This is a genomic window from Vibrio amylolyticus (assembly GCF_023145695.1).
GTDB lineage: Bacteria > Pseudomonadota > Gammaproteobacteria > Enterobacterales > Vibrionaceae > Vibrio > Vibrio amylolyticus.
Genome location: NZ_JAJHVV010000001.1, coordinates 528,142 through 544,068 on the forward strand (window position 1 = coordinate 528,142; position 15,927 = coordinate 544,068).

Consider the following 15,927-nt stretch of genomic DNA (forward strand, 5'->3'; position numbering starts at 1 on the left):
CTATCATTTATAGAGTCTTTATGCCTATTACATCGAAATACAGTGACGACCAAGTTGAAATCATCCTTGCTGAGGTGGCTGCGATCTTGGAAAAACATGGTGCAACCCCTGAGCTTTCTTTAATGATCGCAGGTAATATCGCAACCAATGTCTTAAATCAAAACGTTGCTGCTTCACAACGCAAAGCAATTGCTGAAAAATTTGCACAAGCGTTGATCTCTTCATTAGAAGAACAAACACATTAATCTTGACGGGCTGCAAAACAACGAATGGTAGATAGCGGAAATACATATAGTGAACGAGTTTCTCGTTTAGTGGGTTGGGGGCACTGGTTTGCCTTCTTTAATATCATCGCAGCAATGCTGATTGGTACTCGCTATATTACACAGTCACCTTGGCCAGAAACGCTACTTGGGCAATTTTACCTAGCGGTTTCATGGGTAGGTCACTTTGGCTTCTTAGTGTTTGCACTTTATCTGCTGGTTTTGTTCCCGTTAACATTTGTGATCCCGTCACGTAAGCTATTTCGCTTACTTTCGGTCTGTTTTGGTACCGCAGGATTAACGATTCTCCTTATCGATACTCAAGCTTATCAGACCATCAATTTACACCTTACGCCTGTCGTTTGGGAGCTGCTATTTAGTGATGGCAACCGAGAAGCGGGCGCGGGACTGCAACAACTGTTTATTGTATTACCGCTGATCTTTTTACTTCAGTTGGGCCTTTCTGAATGGGTATGGCGCAAGCAGCGTAAGCTCTCTCATAAGCATGTTGGTCGCCCAATTACCGCTATTTTCTTTGTCAGCTTTATTGCTAGTCACTTAATCTACGTTTGGTCAGATGCTTTCTTTTATAATCCAGTAACCTCTCAAAAAGCGAACTTCCCACTCTCGTACCCAATGACCGCTAAGTCTTTCATGGAAAAACATGGGTTGCTTGATAAAGATGATTACTTAAAGCGCCTTGCTGAAAGTGAAGACAGCAGCGATTTGGTTCGCTACCCATATGAAGATCTTCGCTTTGACCGCAGAGCAAACAATCTAAATATTCTAATGGTTAGTGTGAATAGCTTAAGAAGTGATGCATTAAACTCTGGATCTATGCCAATCACGACAGAATATGCAGCCAATGCTTTGAGCTTCACCAACCACTACAGCTCTAGCAATAATATGCATGGTATTTTTGGCTTGCTTTATGGGTTGCCAAGTAGCTACGCGGCTAGTATTAAAGCTCAAGCAAGCTTACCTGTTCTAATGAGTACCCTAGAGGACAAAAAGTACAACTTTGGTTTATTCAGCGGTGATAATTTTGATGACGACCTTTACGCAGAAACCGTATTTAGAGGTATGGAATTTACCGGAATCGCATTCGACAAGACAAAGTCTGCCGACAGCCAGGCAATTGAAGCTTGGAGTAGCTGGGTAGAAAATACCAATAGCCCATGGTTTAGCTTTATCGAATTAACGACGGTAGATAACTTCACTTTTGCTTCTGCTAAAGGCACTGCGAAAGAGGTGTTTAAGAAAAACTACCAGGCGTCAGTTCAGCAAGTGGATCAAGAGTTAGGTAACTTATTTGCACAACTCGAAGAACAAAACCTCGTTGATAAAACGATTGTTATTGTTACCTCAAACCATGGTACCGAATTTAACGAAACGAATAGCAACACTTGGGGGGCAAGCACAAATTATAGCCGCTACCAACTTCAAGTTCCTATGATAATACATTGGCCAGGTAAACTGCCTACAACCTATTCACATCGTTCTAGCCACCTTGATGTGTCTGTTACCTTATTGCAAGATTTGTTGGGGGTTTCGTCTAACCCTACAGACTATAGTAGTGGCCGTAACATCTTTGATGAACGAAAGCGAAAATGGATATTGGCCGGTGACTCGAGAGAACTTGCGCTGATTACCACTAATCAAACGACTGTGATTGACAAGTTTGGTAACTTCAAGTTATACGACAACATGTATCAGAGAGTGCAAGACCAAAGCCCAACCTTACCTATATTGATGCAAGGGTTAACCGAGCTACAACGCTTCTATATTCGTAATGATTAGTCTATTTGTAACGATAGGCTGATTCAGCGTCATTTAGGCTAAGACCGCGCCTCTCACAACGTGAACCTAAAAATAAACAAAAGGAGCTAATGCTCCTTTTGTTTAAATACCAAACTGTATAAATATTGTTATTAATGACTGTACTTGTCAGCGAGAATAGTATGGCTTCTCATAACTTGATGTTCTAAACATCAACGATTAAGCCAGTGCCCACTTTTTATCTGACGACTTTTGTCTAACCTGCTCATTATCAACCATACTTGATGCCGTTAATTCCGTTTGTTTATTCCGTTCATTCGCACCCATCCAGTTTAAAGTGCTCTGCCATAAATCAGCATCTTTGTTTGAACTCTTTATAAGCTTCTTATAATAAAACGCTTCTTGATAGTGTGCAGATTCACTCATTATCCCTAGTGACTGAAATTGCCTAAAATTCTTCAACAGTTTTTGAACGTTGACTAAACGCTCATCACCTTGATAGACGCGATTAAGAACGAACCCAACTTTTATTTCCCTTCCTTTATAAAGGTGTTGATCAATTAAGTTATTAATCAAGGGCAACGATGAATGCAAATCAATTGGAGATGGTTGCATTGGAATAACAATATAGTCTGCGTACTTTAAATATCGAAATAGCTCACGTTCACTAAAGTTAGCCGGGGAATCAATCACGACATAATCAGAAGACGTACTCACCTTTAGTGTTGAAGCCATCTCAGAAAAGCTCTTCAATGCGGGATTATAGGTTTGACACTCTATTTCTGGTACTGAAGATGCCCAGTTGTATGAGGACTCTTGCTGGTCAAAATCAATGAGCTCAACCTTGTGCCCTTTCTCAACCAATTGACTCAATAAACCAGCGGTAAATGTCGACTTCCCTACACCACCTTTTAGGTTCAAAGTAATAATACGTTTCGCTTTAGTATGAGCGATGCTCACTTTATCTTTATTTGTAATTGAAGATCTAAGTCGGCAACTGAATGAAGGCGCCAGCCCTCTGACTTCATTTAAACTATTCATAGCAATTCAATTTCACCTCAATGTGTATAAATAAAGTACTGAGTTAGTACCTACTTTATTCTGCGAACAATCATCCAGTTGAATTATCAATTTAATGCTTTCAAAGCATAAACATAAGCAACCTAGCTCAACACATTAATAACCAATAATTTTACTTTCTGTATACTAGTATCGTGGCAAGATGAATCATATTTAACTCTTTAGAGAAGAAGATCTTTGTACCAAATATGTATAAAAGATTATTTTCTTTAAGCAACAATTAAAGATATTCATTTTTTGTTTTTCCAAATTGGTAATGATATTCCGGACGCTACTTTGGCACTCAAAAGCGTAATAAACGCCCCTAGACCAAAAACTTTACGTTAAGTGATTAAATTTAGAGCGAACAGTACATTTGTCTCTTTACAAGGGGATAACCACCCTATATTATGCGTCCCAACAACGGAGAGATGGCTGAGTGGTCGAAAGCACCGGTCTTGAAAACCGGCAAGGGTTTGTAGCCCTTCTAGGGTTCAAATCCCTATCTCTCCGCCACATTCAGAAAAAGCCCGCTAAGAAATTAGCGGGCTTTTTCGTTTCTTGTACTTAGCCGATTTCACCTCCACCGTTCCCCACACTTCAATCGATATTTTTATCAATAATGGCTTCATTATTATTTAACACGACTATACTTCAGAGAGTCTTCAACAAAGCGACCTGTTGATAGTGAAGATCCCACAGCGATTACGCCTTAAAGATCACAAGCTCGTCTCATATTGAATCACAAGTCACCGAGATAAAAATGAAGAAGCTCCTGTTCTACTCTCATGATAGTTATGGTCTAGGTAATATTCGTAGAATGGTCGCGATTGCGAACTATTTAGTCAGTCAACATCAAGATTTGTACATTCTTCTCATAACTGGTTCACCGATGTTGCACGCTTTTCGCACCCACCCACAAATCGATTATATAAAATTACCTTGCTTACATCGTTCACAAGCAGGGGAATATCACGCAAAGCTTAATTGTTTTTCAGTAAAGTCACTTCTTAGGTTACGAAGCCAGATGATTAAAGATGCGATCACACAGTTTTACCCCAACCTACTCTTAGTTGATAAAAAGCCAGAAGGGTTAAATGGAGAGCTCAACGAAACGCTTGAGCAAATTTGCACTCAACCTTATAGACCCGCCTTAGTCTTACTACTAAGAGATATACTCGACACCCCAGAAGAAACGCAAACGATATGGGCTAAGAATAAGTATTACCAGCGAATAGAAAGGGACTATGATGCGGTTGCCGTTGTTGGGGAGCAAACCATCTTTGACCTCCCTAAGCACTATAACTTCCCCAGTGACGTTGCGAGTAAAACGTTCTTTTGTGGCTACCTTGAAAGAATGAAGAGTAATCGTAGCAAAAATAACATTCGTGACAAGCTACACATCCCCAGCACAAAACAAATTATTGTTGTTAGCGCTGGTGGGGGGAATGATGGTAAGAACATCATTACCGCCTACTTAGAGGGACTCAAAAAACACGCGGCGTATAGTCATTTAATCCATAGCATCATTTTTTATGGGCCAGAAATGTCCTCTAAGGACTGTGATGAATTACATGGACTCGCTCATGGCATTGAATCTTTGACATTAGCTGAATTTACCGATGACTTTATAAGCTACTTATCGACCGCCGATCTAGTCATTTCTATGGGCGGATACAACACCGTTTGCGAAATACTATCACTCAACAAGCCAGCGGTCATTATTCCTCGCGTTGAGCCTGTCAAAGAACAACTAATACGAGCTGAATGCTTCCATAAGCTTAATATCTTTAACTATATCCACCCTAACGACCTCTCTGCGCAGTCTCTAATTGAGTGCATATCTCACACTTTGTTTACCGATACGCCGCTTAACTACTCAAATGAAGTCGATCTACAGGGGATGAAAAAACTCGAACAAAAGTTACTCTCTCTCATCAATAAGCACTAATATAAATAAAACAAAAAGAACAACGTCAGTTCGGCTTTCTATCAATGCACAAGAATCTGCAAGGAGTAAAAAGCCATGCGCGTCGCTTATATAGTCAAACGATATCCACGTTACTCAGAAACCTTCATTGTGAATGAGATTCTAGCGCATGAGAGATCGGGACTTGATGTTCGAATTTACGCTCTATTACCCCCCCAAGATTCACATTTTCAAGACATCATATCGAGAGTTAGAGCGCCTGTTACCTATCTGACGGCAAAAGCGGAGAGAGCTAGCCCATTTTGGAAGTTACAGAAGAATGTCGCGGCCAAATATCCCTCGGTTTGGTCTGCTTTAGGAATGTTTCCTGAAGCGAGCGCTCGTGAGGTTTTACAAGCACTTGAACTCGCCAGTTTCATTCATAAAAAGCGCATTACCCACTTACACGCCCACTTTGCAACCACTTCTACAACCGTAGCTCAAATTGCCTCAGCCATTACATCTGTACCTTATACTTTCACCGCTCATGCGAAAGATATTTTCCATAATGATAACAACTTTGATGTGCTAAAAGAAAAATTTTCTCACTCAAAACTCGCCATTACCGTCAGTAATTTTAACGTTAGATATTTAGGGGAAGAGCTTCATATATCTCCAGAAAAAATTAAGAAAATATACAACGGTTTAAACCTAACGGATTTTCTATTTTTATCTCCCTTTCAGCGACCAATGAAAGTTTGTGCCATCGGACGGCTTGTTGAAAAAAAAGGATTCAGCGATCTGATCAGTGCTTGTCATATATTGAAAAATAAACAGATTGATTTTACGTGTGAAATTATTGGTGATGGCGAGCTTAAAAGTTCACTTGAGCAACAAATCAAAGCACTTGATTTAACCAACTACGTCGTCATGTCAGGCTCACTACCACAAGTAGAAATCAAACAGAGGTTGCATCAATCGGCTGTATTTGCAGCCCCCTGTGTCGTCGGTGTAGATGGTAATCGAGATGGCCTTCCAACCGTACTGCTAGAATCCATGGCATTGGGCACACCTTGCGTTTCAACCAGTGTGACTGGTATTCCTGAAGTTATTACTGATAATGAAACCGGCCTTCTTGCCAAGCAAAATGATCCAGCCTCCTTAGCTTCTGCGATAGAAACATTACTGCTGAACTCAGAGCTTCGGCTAAAGCTCGCTAATAATGCTAGACAACTGATAGAGCAAAAATTTGATATTGATATTAACGCAGAAAAAATTCGTCAGTGCTTTGAATACCAGCCTCTAAAACCGTCCATTAGTGAGGAGTCTACCTTATGAAGGCGGCGTACGTATGCTCAGATAGGGGCGTACCAGTTTTTGGTACCAAAGGTTGCTCCTTGCATGTTCAAGAGATAACCAAGGCATTTGAAGCCTTAGGTATCCATATCCGCTTGGTCGCGGCAGCACTAGGCGGCAAGTGCCCTCAAGAGCTCAAGACAGTTGAAACCCATCACGTAAAGCATACAAAAACAGCCGATAGGCAACAACGTGAGCAATACGATATTCAAGACAACCAAAAAGTGATTAAGGAACTCGATCAGCTAGGACAACTCGACTTTGTCTATGAACGTTATTCACTTTGGAGCCATGCAGGAATGACATTTGCCAAAGCCCATCAGATTCCGTCTATTTTGGAGGTCAATGCACCTTTGGTTGAGGAGCAGAAAAAATACCGTGAGTTATTCGATGAACAAAGCGCGATCAAAGTAACCCAGCAATGCTTTTCGGCTGCTAGCCTTATTCTCACTGTGTCCAATGAAGTGGCTGATTACGTCAACACTTTTCCCGAGGCAAGAGGGAAAATTCAAGTCTTGCCCAATGGCGTAAATATCGAACGATTTTCACAAATTCATCATGAGTTGGAACCTGACCATGTCAATTTCACCATTGGATTTGTTGGCACGTTAAAGCCTTGGCATGGTGTGGAACGATTATTGGAATCTTTCGCCACTCTAAACCACACTTATCCAACGACTCGTTTATTGATTGTAGGAGACGGACCTATGCGCGATGAACTCCAATCGCGGATTCATCAACTAAAGCTAGAAGATGTGGTGGAGATGACCGGGCCTGTCGCACCAAGCGATATCGCACAGTATTTTGACCAGATGGATGTGGGGGTTGCACCCTACCCAGACGACATCCATTTCTATTTTTCCCCACTTAAAATCTATGAGTATATGGCGGCAGGGTTACCGGTAGTCGCCAGTAACGTGGGAAAAATCTCAGACTTAGTGAATGACCACCATCATGGGCTCGTCTACTCTGCTCACGATATAGGCCAATTAACGGAAGCGCTAAGCTACCTAGTAGAGCATCCAGATATTGCGCGTAGCTACGGCCAATCAGGTAGACAGTGTGCCATTCAACACCATAGTTGGCAAAGTAGAGTCAAACACGTACTAGACTGGTCTGGCATAACAATAAGGTAAATGATGGCAAGGCCTAAAGGGCTCAAAAAATCCATGCCCAAACTTATCCAATTCTTAAAATACGTTTGGCCATACATCAAACAGAAAAAATGGCTAGTCATCGGAGCCTTCACGGGCTTATTAGGCCAAACTGTTTTGCGCTTGCTCGAACCTTGGCCTCTTAAATTTATCATTGATAGACTCGTTAGCCCCGAGTTTGACAGCTCAAGTGACCTTCAATTTCTAGCTTCTTTTAGCCTCCCCACCTACTTCGCTGCCCTCGCTTTTGCATTGGTCATCATTACCATGTCTCGCGCGTTCATGACTTACGTAACCACCGTTCTAATGGCACTAGCAGGCAATCACGTCATCATAAGCCTTAGAGAGAAGCTGTTTAGTCACTTACAGGGGTTATCCACGGTCTATCACCAAAAACAACGAAGTGGTGACCTAGTGGTGCGGATTATAAGTGATATGGGCTTGATGAAAGAAGTCGCCGTTACCGCAGCCGTGCCCTTAATTGGCAACAGCTTTATCTTCTTCAGCATCATCGGCGTGATGCTGTGGATAAACTGGCAGTTGGCATTGATCTCACTCAGCACCTTACCTTTTCTTTGGCTAGTAACGCTAAAAAAGAGTAAGAGTATCCATAATGTTGCGCGAAAAAACCGCCAACGAGAAGGGGTAATGGCCGCGGCCGCCTCTGAGTCCATTAACGCGATCAAGTCCGTCCAAGCTCTCGCATTAGAAAACCGATTTTCTTCAATATTCAGCGATGCCAACAACAAAAGCCTCAAAGAAGGTGTACAGGGAAAAAGATTGGCTGCGGGTTTACAGCGAAGCGTCGAGATTCTATTAGCGATATCAACAGCATTGGTTCTTTGGATGGGCTCATTGCAAGTGATTGAGCAAATCCTCACTCCCGGTGAACTATTGGTTTTCATATATTATCTACGACGAGTATTCAGGCCGATACGAGACTTTACCAAATACACCGCTAGACTGGCTAAGGCATCCGCTGCCGCAGAAAGGATACTCAAAGTACTTGAGCACCCAAGAGATATCGAAAATAAACCAGATGCCAAACCATCCCCGAGCTTTCTGGGCAATATAGAATTTGAAGAGATACAATTTTCTTACCTCAATGACGAAACCACCAACTTACGCAATATTAATTTAACCATCCCAGAAGGGAAGAGAGTGGCTATCGTCGGACCTTCAGGCAGTGGGAAATCAACATTAATTGCGTTACTGATGAGGCTTTATGACCCACAGCAAGGCCGTGTTTTAATTGACGATGTAGACATCCGTCGCTACACATTTCAGAGTGTTCGGCATCAAATCTCCGTAGTGATGCAAGATACGGCACTATTTGCGACTTCCATCTCCAACAATATAAGCATAGGCCTCGATAACTCTGGTCAAGAACAGATTATAGAAGCAGCTAAACTGGCCGACATCCACGAATTTATCGAATCCCTTCCCAACGGATATGATACTGATGTGGGTGAACGCGGCGTCACTCTATCAGTAGGCCAAAGACAGCGTATCGCTATCGCAAGGGCAGCTCTCAGAAAATCACCTATTTTGATTCTCGATGAGCCAACAACAGGCCTTGACCCACAGACGGAATATTCCGTAAATCAATCTCTCATGAAACTCGCGCAAACCTGTACAACACTACTCATTACCCATCGAAAAGAGATTGCCCAGCAGTGTGACCATATTGTGTATCTAAAGCATGGGGAGATCATCGAACAAGGAAGCCATGAAGAACTAATGAGTTTTAACTCTTGTTATGCACAACAGTTCTATCAATCGACCTCACATGGAAAGGAGTAGCCTATGTTAGAGGAAGAAAGATCACTCGTAAAAAGGGACCCAAACATCACAGGGTTTGATCTTATTCTGGATGATCAAGCCATGCTATTGGTCATCCAACAGCACTTTCCACAGCTAAATGTCACGTCAGTACAAAAACATTACCTTCGTTATAAGCAAACTACTAACTGCTTAGCTCGTTATCACATCACTACCAATTCAACCCGCCAAGAGCTGTATGTAAAAGCCTTCACCAAGAAAGATGATTTCAAACTGACCAAGGCTCTACTTCTGCAACAACAAGAGCGTCGCCATGACGATTTGAATTTCAATCAAAAGGACTATTTTCAGCGATATGTCCTTGTCGAACATAAATTGATTTTCTACGGCTTTCCTTACGACGATAAACTAAAAGCTCTACCACGATTGATAAAAGATGCTTCCCGACAGGTATTGCTTGAAAGAGTGTTAAAGCACGAAGGTTCATTGGAAAATACGCATATCACACCACTGCAGTACAAACCTGAAAGACGATTTGTCGCCAAACTAACACAACCCTCTGGTGAGCATTTTCTTATAAAGCTACATACGGCACATCGTTACCAATTAGCTAGCCAAGCTCAACAATTGAAAATGGATGAGAAACGGCTCCTGACTATAACCGGGAGAAGTAGCAAACATCATATCTTGATGTACCGCTGGATAGAGGGTGATAATTTAACAGATAGTTATCACGGAGAAGGTTTTGACCTTGAACATATTCGGTCAACAGGACAGTACCTAGCAAGGTTTCATCGTTCTAAGAAAAAAAGGCTTAATACACGAAACAACGATGAGTTTACCCACGTTCTCACACAACTAGGAGAAGGGATTAGCCACCTTCTGCCAGCATTGAAGCCACGAATTAAGGCCCTATTACCATCTCTAACAACAGCCATTAATTCATTACATTCCAAACTTAGACGTATCCATGGGGATTTCTACTCAAAGCAAGTACTATTGACGCGTAAAGGCATACAATTCATCGACTTTGATGATGTTTGTATATGGTATCCAGCTTACGATTTAGGGCTATTTATTGCTCACCTAGAACGTGATGCACTGTCAGGTATTATTACCCATGGCTTGGCTAACCAAATCACTCAATCTCTTCTAGAAGGTTACGCAGAGATACACCCATACTCGAAAAAAGAGGTGGAACTCTTCATTGCAGTCGGGCTATTACAACTGGCCCATCATCCATTTCGTAATGCAAACCCACAGTGGCCCTCAGTTATCAGTCTCATTATTTCCTGCTGCCAAGATCACCTTAAACAATATTTAAATGTGTCCGCCCCTTTATCTTCACCGCCTATAGTCATTGCAGGTGAGAGCTGTCCCAAACAGCTTCAAGAACTCTCCTACATGGCAGCTCCACTGATTAAAATGCTAAGCCCGATTCTCGCAAAAGGAGAAATTGCTAATCTAGAGTCCATCCACTTAATTCGTCATAAAAAAGGAAAACGTTGTTTATTGGAATATATGTTCACCATTTCAAAAGGTGATATTAAGAATGAGCTATCCATTCTAGGAAAGGGTCGGATAAAAGGGTTTGATAAAAGGGCATGGAGTATCAACACTCAGCTTTACGAAGCAGGATTTAACGAGCAAAGCGGAGATAAAATTCAAGTTCCTGAACCACTGGGTTATAACGAATCGCTTCATATATGGTTTCAGCGAAAGGTAGCAGGTGAAACACTCTTCTATCCCTTTTCTAATAAAGAAGAAGGCCTGATACTGGCCAATAAGGTTGCAGAAGCTCTCTATAAACTACATTCCAGTAGCATTAACATCGACAAACACCACACTATTGATAAAGAGCTATCGCTACTCTGGGGATACCTCAGCAAAGTAATGGAAACACACAACGAATGGAAAGAAGATATAAAAGAACTGCTCTTGCGGTGTAGGCTACTATCGGAATTACTTCCTCCGTCCGCCCCTTGTGTGATTCACCGAGATTTCTACCAAGATCAACTCATCGTTCAAAGAGAATCATTATTCATTTTAGATCTCGATCTGTGCTGTCTCGGCGATCCTGCCGTTGATATTGGAAACTTTATCGCTCATATACAAGAACAATGTCTTCGTGATTTTGGAGATCTTAATTATGCAAATAAGAGCCTCAGCGAGTTAACCCGTTCTTACCAAGAGCTGAGTAAAAAACAAACAGCCCCTTCAATTGAAATCTACACCTTACTCTCTTGGACTCGGCATATATACATTAGCCAGCGAATAGCCGAGCGACAGCCCTTCACCAAAGCGATCATTGTCCATTGCCTATCGCTTTCTGAGGATATTCTCAACAAGTACACCTCAAAAGTTAGTCGCTAGAAAAAATGTCTCGGCTATACACTTTATCGAGAATGTCTATCAACTCATCTGTCATCCTATTCGCTAATATAACATCCGCCGCTTGTTTGAATTGGTGTAAATCACTGATAACTAGATCATTATTGAAGGTACTACGTTGTAGTACGGGTTCGTAAATAATCACTTCCAAACCCATCGACTTTAGACGTTCAATCACCCCTAATGTCGATGAAGATCTAAAATTATCAGAGCCTACCTTCATGATTAATCGATAGATACCGACAATCTTAGGGTTTCTCTCTCTGATCACCGTTGCAATATGATCTTTACGTATCGAGTTAGCCTCAACAATGGCGTGAATAAGTTTACTCGGAATATTTTGAAAATTAGTTGATAGTTGTTTGGTATCTTTTGGAAGGCAATAGCCTCCATAGCCAAACGAAGGGTTATTATAATGACCTCCGATTCTAGGGTCGCTACAAACTCCGTCAATGATTTCCTTACTGTTTAATCCATCCAACTCTGCATAAGTATCGAGCTCATTAAAAAATGCCACCCTCATAGCAAGAAATGTATTCGCAAAAAGCTTTATCGATTCTGCCTCAGATGAACCTGTATACTGAATTTTCATAGACTTCCGCTCTGAGCCTTGCAACACTAGCTCGCCAAATTTAACTGCAACATCAGAGTCATCACCAACGATAACTCGTGATGGATTTAAACAATCAAATAGCGCCTTCCCTTCCCTTAAAAACTCTGGAGAAAATATAATATTACGATGCTGAAAACGGTTTCTCAGCGATTGAGTGAAATTGACCGGCACCGTACTTTTGATAATTACGGCTGTTTGAGGGCTTAATGCTATTGCCTCTTCAATCACAGCTTCAACCACTGCTGTGTCAAATTTACAACTATTTGGGTCGTAATCCGTCGGTGTAGCAACAATTACCATTTCAGCATTTAAATACGCTTCAGCAGCATTCGTTGTCGCTGTCATATCTAAACACTTATGAGATAAGAAGTAATTGATATCAGGATCATCGATTGGTGAGGACTTTTGATTAACCAGTTGGACTTTTTGTTCGTCAATATCGAGTAAGACCACTGGATTATGCTGGGCGAACAAAATGGCATTGGCTAATCCAACATAACCAATACCAACTACCGTGATTTTCATATTTTCCCTTTACTTTCAATCAATAGTCATTGAGTCATAGCCAAAGAGATCACTCTTTTAATTATTGTAGTTTTAACCTAGTACTTACCTAGTATAGACGATAAAAACATGGCTCAAGCTGAACAAATTTATAGCGTTTAGCGTAATAACAAACTCTAACAACACAGATAAAAAGAATTGATTGAAAAATAACAATAAACGATAATGATTATCATTTACTATTGTTCCGGTTATTTTATGTCTAAGAAAATATTCCTGCTTCTAGGTGTTATCTCTGGCGCTATTGGCGCAGTCACTTTATTCTCTCTCATGACGATCAGTAGCTACTGGTTCGTTATCGAAGTATTAATCACTTAGTAAGAATTTGAAGCTTAGGAGTAACGATGAATTCTGTATTTATTACTGGTGGGAATCGAGGCATTGGCTTTAGCTTAGTAAAGCATTATCTAGAGCAAGGGTGGAGCGTCCATGCTAGTTATCGTGACACTGAGCAATCAATAGAGCTTCTCAAGCTTGCTACGAATCAGCCGCTATTAGTTTGCCATCAAATCGATATCACAGATTACCCTACGCTCACTCAATTAGCGGATTCGTTACCTCTATTAGACCTGCTGATTAACAATGCTGGTTATTATGGCCCCAAAGGGAGTAAGTTTGGTCAAATTGATGATATTGAATGGCGTAAGGTATTTGAAATCAACACTATAGCCCCATTAAAGCTAGTTGAATCTCTCTACCCTAACCTTCTAGAAGGCAAGTTAAAGAAGATTGCCTGTCTCTCTTCAAAAGTCGGTAGTATGACGGAAAACACGTCTGGTGGAGGATATATCTACCGCTCTTCAAAAGCCGCACTTAACTCTGTGGTAAAAAGCTTGAGTAACGACTTAAGCTCCCAAGGATTCAAAATTGTCGCCCTTCATCCTGGGTGGGTAAAAACGGAAATGGGTGGGCCGAATGCCCTTATTGATAGTGCTACCTCGGCTTCTGGCTTGGCTCAGGTCATCAGCTCACTGACCAATTCACAAAGTGGGCAGTTCATTAATTTTGATGGCAGCAGTATTCCATGGTAAGTGCTACTTATTGAGCAAATGTCATTACGAACTCTTCTTTGGTTTTTTTGAATAACTGCGTTTTTTTCGTTTAAATGCAGGCCTCTCAACTTTAGGTAATGAACGCAACGACTCAGGAACGGCATTTACTTTTACGTTAGACATAATTGAGGTCACACGCTGCTCTAAAGCCTGCATGAATGGAGAATAGGCTTGGTTCTTCTCAGCCATGCCTTGCAACTGGTGCTCCCAATGTGCTGTCATATCTGGGAAGGTAGATTCTTTTGGTAGCGCATGTATTAGGCCACGTCCAGCACCACTACTCATGATACTTTTCCCTTGCCTCGTAAGTAACTGCCTTTTGAACAAGGTATCTAATATTCCGGCTCTCGTTGCTTCCGTACCGAGCCCATCGGTCTCTTTGAGTATCGCCTTAAGGCTTTTATCTTCGACAAAACGGGCTATCCCTGTCATTGCTTGAAGTAACGTCGCTTCAGTAAAGTGTTTCGGTGGTTCTGTTTTTCGATCGTGGATCACCCCCTCGCGGCAAGTTAATACCGTGCTTTTAGGGAGCGCAGGAACGGTATCAATCGAAGAGTCTTCATTGTCACTTTTGCCCATTAAGACTTTCCAGCCCGCCTCAATCAGTTGTTTACCTTTTGCAATAAATAACCCACCAGCAATATCAAACTCTAGCTTGGACTCTGCGTAAACGGCTTCAGGATAAAATTGCATTAAATATTGGCGAGCAATCTGAGAATAAATCTTCATTTCAAACGCAGACAAAGCATTGAGCGACGCTTTTTTAGGCGTAGGAATAATTGCGTGGTGCGCATCCACTTTTTTGTCGTTCCACGCCTTGGATTTAATTGATAAGTTCGCGTTCTTTACCGCTTCGCTAAGCTCTTTTGCATTATTGGCAACAGCCTGAGTAACAACAGACGCTTGAGCGTAATGTTCTGCAGGTAAATACCGGCTATCCGAACGAGGATAAGTAATTAGCTTATGTTTCTCATAAAGAGACTGACAGGTATCGAGAACTTGTTGTGCGCTCATTCCAAAGCGTTTAGCCGCATCAATTTGAAGTGAAGATAAAGAGTAAGGTAATGGTGAAAATTGCTTAGACTTCTTTTGTTCTGACTTTACCACAGTCGCTGGTTGATTAGTAATACGCTGCGCGACATTCTCAACCAGCTTTCGATTTAGAATACGCCCTTCCTCATCCTGCCACGGCTCACACGCTTCACTTGGCTTCCATTTCGCCACAATATCAAAAGGTTTTATCGACTCCTGATAAGGAATAAGCGCATCAAGAGTGAAATAGTCTTTCGATACGAAATTTTCTATCTCTTCATCACGACGAACAACAAGGCCCAATACCGGCGTTTGTACTCGCCCTACAGATAGCACGCCTTGATAGCCAGCTTTTTGCCCAAGTAACGTATACGCACGTGTCATATTCATACCATAGAGCCAATCAGCACGGGAGCGCGCTAAAGCAGAAATGGATAAAGGAATAAAATCACGGTTACTGCGCATATGAGAAATGGCTCTTTTCACCGCAGGAAGGTTTAAGTCACTAATAAGCAGTCGCTGCGCCGCTTCTTTCTTGCGTTTTCCAACTTTGCAGTAATCAAGGACTTCATCCACCAGAAGTTGCCCTTCTCGATCTGGATCTCCAGCATGGACAATAGATGAGGCTTCTTTTAACAGTTTTCGAATAACCGTGAGCTGTTTACTTGAGGTTTTTCTTGGTCTTAATTGCCATTGTTCAGGCACAATTGGGAGGTCGGCTAAATTCCACTTTTTATAACGGTCATCATAAGCATCTGGCTCAACTTGTTCTAAAAGGTGACCAATACACCATGTGACTATGTCTCCATTACCACAACGAATAAACCCTTGATCTTTCTTTTGGGGATTTGGTAAAGCTGATGCTATCGCTCTACCTAGACTGGGTTTTTCAGCTATAAACAGACGAGACATAAAGTGATCACTATAAAAACAATTAGGGCCACATTTTAAAATGTGGCCCTAATAATTCAAG

General features: G+C 41.6%; 11 protein-coding genes and 1 tRNA gene. 9 read left to right on the forward strand and 3 right to left on the reverse strand.

Annotated features, from left to right (window positions below; all coding sequences use genetic code 11):
* The first annotated feature begins 20 nt into the window (after window positions 1-20).
* Window positions 21-245, forward strand: a complete 225-nt coding sequence (locus tag KP803_RS02365) for a YejL family protein (RefSeq protein WP_248007220.1) — start codon at window positions 21-23, stop codon at window positions 243-245.
* Window positions 246-269: 24 nt separating this feature from the next.
* Window positions 270-2,063: a DUF3413 domain-containing protein gene (locus tag KP803_RS02370; RefSeq protein WP_248007221.1), complete on the forward strand. Its 1,794-nt coding sequence runs from the start codon at window positions 270-272 to the stop codon at window positions 2,061-2,063.
* A 198-nt stretch (window positions 2,064-2,261) separates the two neighbouring features.
* Here KP803_RS02370 and KP803_RS02375 read toward each other — a convergent pair whose 3' ends face one another.
* The gene (locus KP803_RS02375; RefSeq protein ID WP_248007222.1) at window positions 2,262-3,083 is read right to left on the reverse strand and encodes a ParA family protein; all 822 of its coding nucleotides are present in this window, start codon (window positions 3,081-3,083) and stop codon (window positions 2,262-2,264) included.
* A gap of 443 nt (window positions 3,084-3,526) precedes the next feature.
* On the opposite strand from KP803_RS02375, the gene KP803_RS02380 reads away from it, so the two are divergent.
* From KP803_RS02380 to KP803_RS02405, 6 genes are all read left to right on the forward strand, one after another.
* A tRNA-Ser gene (locus KP803_RS02380) sits at window positions 3,527-3,617 on the forward strand.
* A gap of 247 nt (window positions 3,618-3,864) precedes the next feature.
* Window positions 3,865-5,052, forward strand: a complete 1,188-nt coding sequence (locus KP803_RS02385; RefSeq protein WP_248007223.1) for a glycosyltransferase family protein — start codon at window positions 3,865-3,867, stop codon at window positions 5,050-5,052.
* A gap of 75 nt (window positions 5,053-5,127) precedes the next feature.
* Window positions 5,128-6,348 carry a glycosyltransferase family 4 protein gene (locus KP803_RS02390; protein WP_248007224.1) on the forward strand — a complete coding sequence of 407 codons (1,221 nt, stop codon included), beginning with the start codon at window positions 5,128-5,130 and terminating at the stop codon, window positions 6,346-6,348.
* Complete coding sequence (locus tag KP803_RS02395; protein ID WP_248007225.1) at window positions 6,345-7,502, forward strand: glycosyltransferase family 4 protein; 1,158 nt, start codon at window positions 6,345-6,347, stop codon at window positions 7,500-7,502. The genes KP803_RS02390 and KP803_RS02395 overlap by 4 nt, the downstream gene beginning before the upstream one ends.
* A gap of 33 nt (window positions 7,503-7,535) precedes the next feature.
* The gene (locus tag KP803_RS02400) at window positions 7,536-9,323 is read left to right on the forward strand and encodes an ABC transporter ATP-binding protein (protein ID WP_248007226.1); all 1,788 of its coding nucleotides are present in this window, start codon (window positions 7,536-7,538) and stop codon (window positions 9,321-9,323) included.
* A 3-nt stretch (window positions 9,324-9,326) separates the two neighbouring features.
* Window positions 9,327-11,675 (forward strand): phosphotransferase, encoded by a 2,349-nt coding sequence (locus KP803_RS02405; RefSeq protein ID WP_248007227.1) that lies wholly within the window; start codon window positions 9,327-9,329, stop codon window positions 11,673-11,675.
* Here the strand turns inward: KP803_RS02405 and KP803_RS02410 are convergent.
* Window positions 11,665-12,831, reverse strand: a complete 1,167-nt coding sequence (locus tag KP803_RS02410) for a nucleotide sugar dehydrogenase (RefSeq protein WP_248007228.1) — start codon at window positions 12,829-12,831, stop codon at window positions 11,665-11,667. The two genes, KP803_RS02405 and KP803_RS02410, sit on opposite strands and share 11 nt — an antisense overlap.
* A 383-nt stretch (window positions 12,832-13,214) precedes the next feature.
* Between KP803_RS02410 and KP803_RS02415 the strand changes: the two genes are divergently transcribed.
* Complete coding sequence (locus tag KP803_RS02415) at window positions 13,215-13,901, forward strand: SDR family oxidoreductase (protein ID WP_248007229.1); 687 nt, start codon at window positions 13,215-13,217, stop codon at window positions 13,899-13,901.
* 24 nt (window positions 13,902-13,925) lie between these two features.
* Here the strand turns inward: KP803_RS02415 and KP803_RS02420 are convergent, their stop codons facing one another.
* Complete coding sequence (locus tag KP803_RS02420; RefSeq protein ID WP_248007230.1) at window positions 13,926-15,866, reverse strand: DNA topoisomerase III; 1,941 nt, start codon at window positions 15,864-15,866, stop codon at window positions 13,926-13,928.
* Window positions 15,867-15,927 lie beyond the last annotated feature (61 nt).

Bases quoted from the DNA above. Each gene is read 5' to 3' on its own strand.
- KP803_RS02365 (WP_248007220.1), top strand. From the start codon at position 21: ATGCCTATTACATCGAAATACAGTGACGACCAAGTTGAAATCATCCTT.
- KP803_RS02370 (WP_248007221.1), top strand. From the start codon at position 270: ATGGTAGATAGCGGAAATACATATAGTGAACGAGTTTCTCGTTTAGTG.
- KP803_RS02375 (WP_248007222.1), bottom strand. From the start codon at position 3,083: ATGAATAGTTTAAATGAAGTCAGAGGGCTGGCGCCTTCATTCAGTTGC.
- KP803_RS02385 (WP_248007223.1), top strand. From the start codon at position 3,865: ATGAAGAAGCTCCTGTTCTACTCTCATGATAGTTATGGTCTAGGTAAT.
- KP803_RS02390 (WP_248007224.1), top strand. From the start codon at position 5,128: ATGCGCGTCGCTTATATAGTCAAACGATATCCACGTTACTCAGAAACC.
- KP803_RS02395 (WP_248007225.1), top strand. From the start codon at position 6,345: ATGAAGGCGGCGTACGTATGCTCAGATAGGGGCGTACCAGTTTTTGGT.
- KP803_RS02400 (WP_248007226.1), top strand. From the start codon at position 7,536: ATGCCCAAACTTATCCAATTCTTAAAATACGTTTGGCCATACATCAAA.
- KP803_RS02405 (WP_248007227.1), top strand. From the start codon at position 9,327: ATGTTAGAGGAAGAAAGATCACTCGTAAAAAGGGACCCAAACATCACA.
- KP803_RS02410 (WP_248007228.1), bottom strand. From the start codon at position 12,831: ATGAAAATCACGGTAGTTGGTATTGGTTATGTTGGATTAGCCAATGCC.
- KP803_RS02415 (WP_248007229.1), top strand. From the start codon at position 13,215: ATGAATTCTGTATTTATTACTGGTGGGAATCGAGGCATTGGCTTTAGC.
- KP803_RS02420 (WP_248007230.1), bottom strand. From the start codon at position 15,866: ATGTCTCGTCTGTTTATAGCTGAAAAACCCAGTCTAGGTAGAGCGATA.